Consider the following 10,910-nt stretch of genomic DNA (forward strand, 5'->3'; position numbering starts at 1 on the left):
GACCAAGACCTCCATGCTCGGTGAAAAAGACGTAGCGGGAATTTCCGGTACTGCCACATTCAGTCAACGTGTGAATGGTGAGACTTTAGGAGAAATTATGCTTGAAAACACTCCTGATGGTGGAATGCATCCTGCTCATATTCACTTAAATACCGCATTAGAAGGTGGTGCAATCGCTTTTTCTTTCAATCCGGTGGACGGAACATCAGGAATGTCTAAAACCAATATTGCTACATTGGATGATGGGACAGCCATCACCTACGAAGAACTTATGGACTTCGATGGATATATCAATGTGCACTTGTCAATGGAGGAACTTGCTACAATTGTCGCGCAGGGGGATATCGGTCAAAATGAATTGACCGGTGAATCAACAACCTACAATCTCAGAGAAGTGGATGTGCCTGGAATCAGTGGAACAGCTGAGTTCAAAGAGCGGGCGAATGGTAGCACATTAGCGATAATTATGCTAGAAAATACCCCTGAAGATGGAATGCACCCTGCTCATATTCACAATAATAGTGCGGAAATGGGTGGTCCAATTGCCTTTACGTTTAACCCTGTGGATGGTGCTTCGGGAATGAGCATGACGAATATAATGATGTTAGATGATGATACTCCGATTACTTACGAAGAGCTATTGACATACAATGGCTACATCAATGTTCACCTTTCCATGGAGCAATTAGCAACTATTGTTGCTCAAGGAAATATTGGAAGCAACAGCAACTAAGAACAAAATAGTATAGGTTGGGAAAGTCCGGGGCAGCATTTTTGCCTCGGATTTTTTTATTCAATACCCTTAAGTGTGAGGTTTTATTTACGCCAATTCTCTCATCTTTTCTTGAAAGTCATATTGCAAATCTTCATGAAGTCCTGATATCAATTTCTCAGCTTTTCTGATTTGAATTTCATATAGATTTTGGATCACAGGATGGCGATGAGCAAGATAACCGTACTCCTTTAATCGCTCACAAAAAAATAAAATCAACTCTGCCTGATCTTCCTTCTTTTTATTCAATTTCAAAAGCTTGTTCATTTTTCTACGAATAGCCTGAGCCGATTTTTTGGCATAATAGCCATGTTGAGTATTTGCTTTTTGAAATTCCAATTCCAACTCTTCTTTTGCCATTTCTAGGAATAGGCCCGGATTATCTTTTTCATGAAGTTTAAAAAATAAGTAAGCTTTATTGTCTCTACTGAATTTACTAAGCTCAGCGATCAGTTCTATCAATTCCTGCTCATTTAGGAGGGAAAGGTCTTTTTTAAGCTGAGATAGACTTGGAAACTTCATGGATTCGATTTCAAATTATCTGGAACAAGAAAATAGTCAACATTCCCCAAGCAGTACCTGTCACCATACTCAAAATTGCCAAAAGCACAGCATGAGGCATCAGATCTTTTCTGTAAGCAGCTGTAACAGCCGGAGCCGTGGAAATTCCTCCTAGATTAGCCATTGATGCGATAGGCACCCAAATTAAATTCAATTTTAGGGCTTTAGAAACGATAATCATTCCCAAGGAGTGGAGAACCAACCATAGCAAAACGACAATCACAAAGGTAAGGGGTAATGTCAAGTTGCTAAAGTCAAGTTTCAAACCCAAAATGGCCATCACTAATACGATACCTACTCCACCCAGTTTTAGTGAAAATGCTGCGTTCCAGTTTGGAATCAGATTGCCAAGAAACATCCCTAAAATGGATAAACTGATGACAAGATTTAGAAAAGAGGGTTCGAGCAAATAGGCGATACCGGCAACGCTAAAAAATAGGACTGCGATAATCCCGGGATAAATTTTCTTTCCACTTCTGTTTTCCTCTGCGGCTAGATTCATTGGCAAAGGATCCTTAATACCCATTAATTCACTCAGCTTCTCCCCTTTTTTGATAAACTGAAACATAAGGATCGTCCAAATATTCACAAGGATGTTGTCTAATACCAATACAGAAAGAAAAACATTTTCGGGAGTTTGGGCCAGTTCTTTGAGAATTAACTGAGAGGTACTGCCACCTATCCAACCACCTACAATAGGTACTAAACCCTTCCAGTATTCTTGATTTATAAATATTTGCTGTGAGTTTGGAGAGAAAAGGGATGCTCCTGCAACCAAAATCACAGGAAGTGTTGCTATAAATAGACTTCCAGCAAAAAATAAAATTAGAGGTCGGGCTCCAACAATTGCTAGCTGCTTTAACGGTAAAGCAGACATTACGGCTAAAAGTGTAATAGGAATGATCCAATTGCGGCTCCAATCATGAATAATCACTCCTGATAGATCCCAATTAAATGCATGTGTAAAGCAGGCAGGGATAACATAGGCGAAAAGTATTGCCGGAAACCAATTCAAGATTCCTTGAATAATAGGCTTTTTTACCTTATTGATTTTCAATACAAAAAATACAGTAACTAAAACAATTACTACAGCAAGAATATCTGGATAGGAGCTCATCAAAATTCTTGCGTTAGGATCCCAAGGCAAGTCTGAATTCCTTCCAAATAGTTGCCAATTCGGATATTTTCATTCGGTCCATGAATGTTGTTATCAGGATTTGGAATGCGAACAGAAACAGCTGGCGCTCCCAGGATATTAATAAAAGGTGCCATCGGTTGAGAGCCGCCCGTTTGGCGGGTTTTAATATATTTTTCACCAAAGACATGACGCATTCCACGGTCCAGCCAATTTGCAAAATCAGAATCCATAGCTGACCTAAAAGGCTGAGAGCCATTTCTACTTTGGAAAGAAGCGATCTTGGAATAGGTCTTTCTTTCGATGTCTGTTGGTTCATCACCTTCAATCAAATAGAAACCCTGATCTAAAATGAACTGCTTCAAAAGCGCTAACTGCCTTTCATTGGGAGTTTCTTTTACTGTTCGCATATCTATCTCCACTACCGCTTGGGCAGGAATCAGTGTCCGAGCCTCCTTTCCCGTCCAGCCAGCACTTATCCCCCGGATATTCAGAGAAGGATACTGCAGGGCTTCCTGATAGTTTCTTCCAACTTTTTCGGCTTCAGCGAATCCCATTTCCAGGGCCATGACTTCATTATCCTCAGGTATCTCAGACATCGCTTTGAAATCTGCCTCAGAAATGGAAACTCCATCATAAAAACCAGGTATCAAAACTCTACCACCTTCATCCTTCATAGCGGTTAAGAGCCTTGAAAGTTGGAATACGGGATTGGGTGCAAAATTGCCATATTGGCCGCTATGGAGGTTATTTGATGCTCCAAAGACCTTAATTGTAGCAGTCACTATTCCTCTTGCTCCAAAAGTTAGGTTGGGAAGATTGGAAAAATGCCGAGTTCCGTCCATGATCAAAATTCCATCAGATTGAAATAAGGCTTTGTTTTCTTCCACAATTGGAGCCAATTCCGGAGAACTTATTTCCTCCTGAAAATCCAAGATAAACTTCAGATTTATGGTGGGTTCTATACCCTTTTCTTTCAGTATTTTCAATGCTGTGAAAAAAGCCATGGTAGGACCTTTTGAATCAGATGAAGAACGAGCAAATATCTTCCATTCAGGGTTAATTATTTCATCCAAAGAATCCCAGGAAATAGATTGCCATTTTCCATTCATCTCTTCCATGAGTTCAGGAATGTAGGGACTCTTTTGGTTCCAAGCGGTCGAATCCACTGGTTGGCCATCCACTTGCATGTATACAAGAATAGTCTTCTTTTCTGGATCTAATTTCCCCTGCGCAAATAAGTGAGGGATTCCATTTCGAGTCAAAATTTGTGTTTGGAAGCCTAGATCTTCCAAAGCCGCCTGGGTCCAATTAAGATTGAGAGAAATATCCTCGCCTATTTTACCATTGTTTGGGAGACTTAAATATTCTCGAAATTCAAGTAAAGAAGCTCTTAAATTCGATTCAGAGGAAGTTATTATTTCGGTTCTTGATAGTTGTCCAAAGGCAAGCTGAGAAGCGAAAAAAAAGGCAGCAAAAAACGATTTCCGCATAAATGATGTTTTTGAATTGGAATTTAGGAATCTTTGGATAATTCAAAAGCCTTGATAAGAATCAAATAATGTGATTTTCAATCATGCTGCTTGAATCAAAGATTGGGATTAGCTAAGTTTATTTTAGAAATATTATCTAAATGGAATCCTACGGCAAAATATTATTAATCGCAATGCCAGCTTTTTTTGTGCTGGTATTGTTTGAAAAATTCTGGGGAGTTTGGAAAGGCAATGACACAGTCCCTGTAAATGACATGATTTCCAGCCTAAGCTCTGGCATCACTAATGTGACCAAAGATGTCCTGGGGCTCAGTATCGTTATCATTTCCTATGATTGGTTGTTTTCAAAGTTTGCCATATTTCAAATCGAAGCAACCTGGCTAGTCTATGTAATTGCCTTTTTTGCTCTGGATTTTGCAGGTTATTGGACTCATAGAATTGCCCATGAGTATAATTTGTTTTGGAACAATCACATCATCCATCACAGCTCGGAGGAGTTCAACTTGGCATGTGCTCTCAGGCAAAGTATTTCTTCCATCGTAAAAATTTTCGCTGTTTTCTTGATTCCAGCTGCCTTTTTTGGAGTTCCTCCTCAAGTTATCGCCATTGTGGCACCTTTACATTTATTTGCCCAGTTTTGGTACCATACCCGCCATATCGGCAAAATGGGCTTCTTGGAAAAAATCATCGTAACCCCCTCCCACCACCGGGTTCATCATGCCATCAATCCCGAGTATTTGGATAAAAACTACGGACAGATATTTATCTTTTGGGATAGATGGTTTGGGACCTATCAGGAAGAGCAAGATGATATTCCTGCTGTTTACGGGGTTACCAGACCTGTAAGAACCTGGAATCCTATTAAAATCAACTTCATGCACCTTTGGCTTCTGATCAAAGACGCTTGGCGCACCAAAAACTGGGCTGATAAATTCAAAATTTGGTTTATGCCCTTAGGTTGGCGTCCAGAAGACGTAGCTGAAAAGTACCCTGTCAACAAAATCAGTGACGTCTATAACTTTGAAAAGTACAATCCCTTTCTATCCAAGGGTATGTTGGTTTGGAGCTTTGCGCAACTGATTGTTCTTCTTTTGTTGCTGAGTTACTTATTTGGAAATATCTCTACCATTGGTGCACCAGATATATTCTATTATGGTGGTTTTGTGTTTTTGACAGTCTTCGCTTATACCGAACTGATGGATCGCAACCCAAATGCGTGGGCTTGGGAATTATTAAAGTCAGCCTACGCATTCTATTTCATCATTTCGACCGGTGATTGGTTTGTTTTGAATAAGTTTTTGCCAGGATCGATTTATATTTTTGCAGGGTATTTAGTGCTCTCTACTTTATTTTCGATTTGGTTTTCCTTCAGAAAAGAAAGGCTTCAACTCGCCAATTAATTCGAAGAGTAGATATAAAATCGAGCAGAATTTAAGTAATGCACATAGAAGGATGCCCTGAGGAATCAGGGAAAATGTGCGACGACCCTACCACAGGAAGGAATTCTTCCCAACCTTATGGTACGGGAGAAGTTCTGACTGCCAATAGACAGATTAATAACTGATGAAAGAATTCAAACAAATCGTAGAAGCATACGAAAACTGTAAAGAATTAGGTAAAAAGGCAGCACTAGCTACTGTGGTACAGGTTATCGGCTCGGCTTATCGTCGTCCTGGTGCAAGGATGCTGGTCACTGAAGATGGAAATCTGACTGGAGCTATTAGTGGCGGCTGTCTTGAAGGAGATGCGCTTAGAAAAGCGCAGATGGTCATTTTCCAGCAAAAGTCCATGCTGGTAACTTATGATACTACCGATGAAGATGACCAAAAGTTTGGAGTAGGACTAGGCTGCAATGGGATTATTCATGTTCTAATTGAGCCTTTGGATTTTCAGGATCAATCGAATCCTGTGGAATTGATCAAAGAAGCTGTCAAAGGAAGAGAAAGCTCTCTCCTTTTGACACTTTTTTCAGTTCCAAACTCACGTTCAGAGCAAATTGGGACAGTTTTTCTACAAAAAGGGAATCATCAATACGGAAATACAGAGAAAATTCATTCGCAGCTTTGGCTCAAATTGAAACATGAGATTCAGGCATTTGACCAAAATACAAGTCAAATCCATGCTTATCCAGAATTTGATGAATTATCCGTTTTTTTTGAATTGGTAAAACCTTCAGTTCGCTTATTACTTTTTGGTGCTGGAAATGATACGATTCCAGTTGCTAAGCTTGCAGAACTGCTAGGCTTTGAATTGATACTTATCGATGGCCGAAAGACTATGGCCACTCCTGCCCGTTTCCCTTCAGCCAAAAAGATTATCGTATCTCCTGCGGATGAACTGGAAAGTAAAATCGAATGTGATTTGAATACAGTCGCTTTATTGATGACCCATAATTTTGAATATGAGGTAGCTGTTTTGGCGGATTTACAGAAGTATATGATTCCCTACATTGGAATATTAGGGCCTAAGAAAAAGACCGAAAAGCTAATCGACCGGCTTCAAAATCAAGGCATGAAAGTTTCTAAAGAAAACCTGTATGCTCCTATTGGTCTGGAAATAGGCGCAGAAACTTCAGAAGAAATCGCACTCTCAATTTTTGCAGAGATAAAGGCTGTCTTGAATAAAAAACAACCGATTTTTTTACGGGATAAGCAAGGCCCTATTCACGAAAAAGGGGTATGAAAACAGGATTGATTATCTTGGCTGCAGGTTCATCCTCTCGTTTAGGCAGACCAAAGCAATTAATTGAAATTCAGGGAAAAACATTAATACAGAGAGCTGTAGAATACGCTTTAAAAAGTAAATCTAACTCATCGATTGTCGTATTGGGTTGGAATCCTGAACTGATCCGAAGTGGCTTTGATTCAACTCAAATACCTAGCGTCATCAATGAAAATTGGGAAGAAGGAATGGCTTCAAGTATGCAGGTTGGGCTTCGTTATTTGATGGAAAAGGAACAACTAGACCAAGTAACCCTCATGTTATGCGATCAGCCTTTTGTAGATACCAAACTTTTGGATCAGTTGATCTTAGCCAAGAAAGAAAGCGGTAAAGGTATTGTAGCCTGTGCTTATTCTGAAACCTTGGGAGTACCTGCGCTTTTTGATCAAAAGTACTTCGAAGAAATGCTTGCCTTAAAAGGTTCAGAAGGGGCTAAAAAAGTCATTTTGAAGAATAGAGAAGATGTTTTTGCAATAGACTTTCGACTTGGAAAGATCGATTTGGATACGGAAGCCGATATTGAAAGATTAAAGGATTTGAGGTCTTGAAGATTTCAATTTCCCATTAAATTTATCTAATCAATACCCTCAAAAAAGGCCTTCAAATCTAGGGTAAACCCATCAATCACACTAGATTTTACAACATCACCTGAGGTCATCATCCGGGAAGTCACATACCTTTGATCTATTAACGTATTGATAGTAAAAGTTTGATTTTCAGGTGAAACGATCCAATATTCTTTTACTCCCTGAGACTCATAAAGATCGAATTTATATCGTAACTCTGTTTCATTATTGCTAGGTGAAAGGATTTCTACAATTAAATCCGGGAGCACCTAAACAACCTCTGTCGTCCAACTTTTTCAAATCGCAAATCACACAGATATCAGGTTGAACGACGTCGAATATTTGACTGTCTTCATTAGATGTCTTTGGAAACCGAACATCAAAAGGAGCTTCGTAAACATGGCATTTTTTACCTTCCAAAAAAGTATAAAATTTGGTAGCGAGTTTCAAAGATATTCTTTGATGAATTCTTTTTGGTGCGGCAGCGGCTTTTTTGAAGATCTTCCCTCTAATCAGTTCAACTACTTCATCAAACTGCCAAGTCAAATAATCTGAATAGGAATACAATTGGTATTCTGCCTCAGGTTCATTTACAGTTACTGGCTTATTGGCTTCCATACCATAAATATACTGATCTTAAATCACTTAAGTTTTGAATTAAATTAATTTTTCAAGCCTTTCGCAAATCCAAAACTACTTTTTTTACCCATTCTATTGCTGATTTAACATCTGATTCAGTAGAGCTTTTCCCGAGGCTAAACCGAATCGAAGCCCTTCCTAAATCCGAATCTAATCCCATTGAAGCTAATACATGGCTCGGTTTGGGAGAAATAGAGGTACAGGCAGACCCAGAACTAACCGCTATTTTTTGATTGAGTCTTTTCAACAACTCCTCTCCTTCCACTCCACCAAAAGCAATATTGGTTACGTGCGGCAATCGATTTTCTTGACTCCCATTCAAATAAGTGTTAGGAATCTCCAAAAGACTCTTTTCCAATTTATTTCGCAAGGATTTAAGCCGATTTCCTTCGGCTTCTATTTCTTTCCTTCGAAGTTCTGCTGCTTTTCCAAAGCCTACAATTCCGGGCACATTGAGCGTTCCGCTTCGCATCCCTTTTTCATGGCCTCCTCCATGAATTTGAGCCAGAGGCTTTGGCAATTCATGATTATGACGAACATACAAAGCCCCAACACCTTTGGGTCCATAAAACTTGTGTGCCGAAATAGCCATCAAATGAATGCCTTTTGTGAAAACAGGAATTTTCCCTGCGGCCTGTACAGCATCACTCATCAAAATAATTTCTTTTGAAGCGGCTAGGTGGGCGATTTTATCTATTGGATGAATTATTCCCGTCTCATTATTGGCCCACATCAGACAGATCATCTTTGTATGAGTGAGAATGGATTTTTCCAATTCCTCAAGGTTTACATTTCCCTTTGAATCTACAGCTAAATAGGTGACCTCTCCTCCCCTTTTCTCAATTTCAGCAAAGGTGTCCAAAACTGCTTTATGCTCTGTCTGAGCAGTGATATAATGCTGCTTTTCCCCAAAATAAGCTTCGAAAACCCCTTTAATTCCGAGGTTAATAGCTTCGGTAGCTCCTGAAGTAAAAATAATTTCTTTTGCCCGAGCACCTATCAAATTTGCCACTTTTTCCCGTGCTTCTTCTACCGCATTCTCGGCGATCCAGCCATAGGGATGACTTTTGCTGGCTGCATTTCCAAAGTGATCTTGAAAATATGGAAGCATGGCTTCCACAACCTCAGGTGCACAAGGAGTGGTAGCATTATAATCGAGGTAAATTGGGTAGTTCATTGCCTGAAATTAAAAAATTCCATTCGCTATTAAATACCTGCACCAAAACATGTCTTTAACCATTCCAGGTTTTTAATTCTCCTTGATAAAGAGATTGATTGGCTAAGGCTACCAATTTGGCTGTATTTCCGGCGTTTTCAACATTACAAAGTGGAGTAGCCTTTTCTTCCAAGCATCGATAATAATCCTCCAAGGCATAAATAGACCCATCCTTGGTCGGTTCATCCACTAATTTGATCGCATTTCGATTTTCAGTCCAAGTGATGGGGGTAGCACCGGAAACACCATCTACTTCCTGGAGTTTTGCCTTAGCTTCAGGCTCAGGATAAAAAAACCCATCATTGGTGAGTAAAGAAATCGTTCCTTCTGTCCCTTTGATTTTGAATGCATAGCCTTCGTATTGATTGCCACAGGTCGCTCCAAAATTTCCAATCATTCCTGCCTGATCGTATCGCAGGGTTACTTGCACATTGTCAAAAGTCTCTCTTCCGTCTTTGTAATGATCAATACCTCCCGTGCCATAAATGCGATCAGGCACTGTATCAAAAGCCCAATTAATGAAATCCATTTGGTGAGATAATAGCTCAGCTACCAATCCACCAGAGTATTCCTTATACATCCTCCAATTGACTTGACGCTCATATTCCGGTGAAGGAACGGGTCTTCTCCAGCTGGCATTCCGATCCCATCGTGCAGAAACCTGAGTAATTTTACCTAGCCAGCCTTTTTGGATATAATCTTTGACCTTGAAATAAAGCGGAGAGTAGCGATACTGATGACCAACTTGAATAGTTTGATTTGGGTAATTTCCCACCAAATCCTGAAATGCGCGAATCTCCTCTAGAGTAAATAGCATGGTTTTTTCCAGATAAAGGTTTTTCCCTGCTTCTAGGACTGCTTTGGCATGTTCAAAATGAGCATTTAAAGGGGTAGAAACTACTACAGTATCAATTTCAGCACTATCCAAAAGCTTTCTGTAATCTTGATGCACTTTCAAGTCAGGGTATTGTTCTGCAGCTGGTTGGGCTCGAAAGGGAAGCACTTCGGCGATGGCTTTGACCGAAAATTTGTCGGGCATTCTATTCATGACACGATGTAATCCTGAACCTCTGTCGCCATAACCAATTATTCCTACATGATAGATTTTCTTTCGCTTTTTGGTTAAAATGCTGGCACCGACACCCAATGGAAGACTGGAAACAGCCGCTGCTACTCCGGCTTTTTGGATAAAATCTCTTCGTTTCAATTCAATTAAATTTTGGGATTATATTAAGTTTTTATCCGTAAAAAAGTAAGGAAATATTGATTATTGGTCGAATAAATCACGAAATCGATTTTCTATACCAAATCAAAAGTTTAAGGTTTTCGAGAATTTAAAAAAAAAACAGCTCAAACCTTTATGATTGAGCTGCTCTTTTTCGAAATTCCTAAATATTATTTGGTAGGAAAAGCTGCAAAATAGGTTTCGACATCAATCATTTCGGAAAAATCCACATAGGGCTTGGATGGAAAAATCTGGGGGGCTGCTGCCTGAAATTTTTCTCCATTCTCCCAAACAATTATTACCGCCTGGGTATTCTCCGCAAGATTGGGAATCCCTTGTTCATTGAGTTTGTAAACCTTAAATTCTCTAGCAAACTCGTAGCCATCGAAGTTTTCCAAGGATTTAAAAAAAGCATCTCGCTTTTCACCAAATGAATCTGCAGTCTTTCCTTTTCGAATAGCAAACTCAACCACATTTCCAGACTTTTTTATAGACTCCATGTCGAAAGGCAGTCCGTCCACAGGTTCCAGCAATGCATAAGCTAATGGGTTAAAACTCGAGAAATAGGCTGCTGCCACAGGC

At 39.7% G+C, this 10,910-nt stretch carries 12 protein-coding genes and 1 pseudogene; 5 read left to right on the forward strand and 8 right to left on the reverse strand.

Annotated elements, in window-relative coordinates; genetic code table 11:
- A pseudogene (locus OU792_RS17810) lies at nucleotides 1-733 on the forward strand (CHRD domain-containing protein); the annotation flags it as partial.
- Nucleotides 734-820: 87 nt separating this feature from the next.
- Here OU792_RS17810 and OU792_RS17815 read toward each other — a convergent pair.
- Genes OU792_RS17815 through OU792_RS17825 form a run of 3 tightly spaced genes read right to left on the reverse strand, consistent with a single transcriptional unit; the run spans nucleotide 821 to nucleotide 3,961 of the window.
- A complete protein-coding gene (locus tag OU792_RS17815) occupies nucleotides 821-1,294 on the reverse strand; it encodes a hypothetical protein (RefSeq protein ID WP_134203175.1) in 474 nt (157 codons plus the stop codon).
- Nucleotides 1,295-1,304: 10 nt separating this feature from the next.
- Nucleotides 1,305-2,450: a DUF819 family protein gene (locus OU792_RS17820; protein WP_274670945.1), complete on the reverse strand. Its 1,146-nt coding sequence runs from the start codon at nucleotides 2,448-2,450 to the stop codon at nucleotides 1,305-1,307.
- Nucleotides 2,450-3,961, reverse strand: coding sequence for a M20/M25/M40 family metallo-hydrolase (locus tag OU792_RS17825; RefSeq protein WP_134203177.1), 1,512 nt, complete (start codon nucleotides 3,959-3,961; stop codon nucleotides 2,450-2,452). Before OU792_RS17825 ends, OU792_RS17820 begins: the two co-directional genes overlap by 1 nt.
- A gap of 173 nt (nucleotides 3,962-4,134) precedes the next feature.
- Between OU792_RS17825 and OU792_RS17830 the strand changes: the two genes are divergently transcribed.
- From OU792_RS17830 to OU792_RS17845, 4 genes are read left to right on the forward strand one after another with little or no spacing between them, the layout of a single operon-like run.
- Nucleotides 4,135-5,361 (forward strand): sterol desaturase family protein, encoded by a 1,227-nt coding sequence (locus tag OU792_RS17830; protein ID WP_274670946.1) that lies wholly within the window; start codon nucleotides 4,135-4,137, stop codon nucleotides 5,359-5,361.
- Between the two features lie 38 nt (nucleotides 5,362-5,399).
- Nucleotides 5,400-5,525, forward strand: coding sequence for a hypothetical protein (locus OU792_RS17835; protein WP_274670947.1), 126 nt, complete (start codon nucleotides 5,400-5,402; stop codon nucleotides 5,523-5,525).
- A complete protein-coding gene (locus OU792_RS17840; protein ID WP_134203179.1) occupies nucleotides 5,525-6,643 on the forward strand; it encodes an XdhC family protein in 1,119 nt (372 codons plus the stop codon). Before OU792_RS17835 ends, OU792_RS17840 begins: the two co-directional genes overlap by 1 nt.
- Nucleotides 6,640-7,230, forward strand: coding sequence for a nucleotidyltransferase family protein (locus tag OU792_RS17845; RefSeq protein ID WP_134203180.1), 591 nt, complete (start codon nucleotides 6,640-6,642; stop codon nucleotides 7,228-7,230). The genes OU792_RS17840 and OU792_RS17845 overlap by 4 nt, the downstream gene beginning before the upstream one ends.
- Nucleotides 7,231-7,256: 26 nt before the next feature.
- Here OU792_RS17845 and OU792_RS18650 read toward each other — a convergent pair whose 3' ends face one another.
- The 5 genes from OU792_RS18650 to OU792_RS17865 form a co-directional block, all read right to left on the reverse strand.
- Nucleotides 7,257-7,517: a Uma2 family endonuclease gene (locus OU792_RS18650; protein ID WP_342453747.1), complete on the reverse strand. Its 261-nt coding sequence runs from the start codon at nucleotides 7,515-7,517 to the stop codon at nucleotides 7,257-7,259.
- Nucleotides 7,480-7,866, reverse strand: a complete 387-nt coding sequence (locus OU792_RS18655; RefSeq protein WP_342453748.1) for a Uma2 family endonuclease — start codon at nucleotides 7,864-7,866, stop codon at nucleotides 7,480-7,482. Before OU792_RS18655 ends, OU792_RS18650 begins: the two co-directional genes overlap by 38 nt.
- A gap of 52 nt (nucleotides 7,867-7,918) precedes the next feature.
- Complete coding sequence (locus OU792_RS17855) at nucleotides 7,919-9,064, reverse strand: cysteine desulfurase family protein (protein ID WP_134201424.1); 1,146 nt, start codon at nucleotides 9,062-9,064, stop codon at nucleotides 7,919-7,921.
- 55 nt (nucleotides 9,065-9,119) lie between these two features.
- Nucleotides 9,120-10,310 (reverse strand): Gfo/Idh/MocA family protein, encoded by a 1,191-nt coding sequence (locus OU792_RS17860; protein ID WP_134201422.1) that lies wholly within the window; start codon nucleotides 10,308-10,310, stop codon nucleotides 9,120-9,122.
- A 188-nt stretch (nucleotides 10,311-10,498) separates the two neighbouring features.
- The coding region (locus tag OU792_RS17865; protein WP_274670948.1) for a hypothetical protein at nucleotides 10,499-10,910 on the reverse strand (412 nt) is incomplete at its 5' end.

This window comes from Algoriphagus sp. NF (genome assembly GCF_028823735.1).
Classification (GTDB): Bacteria; Bacteroidota; Bacteroidia; order Cytophagales; family Cyclobacteriaceae; genus Algoriphagus; species Algoriphagus marincola.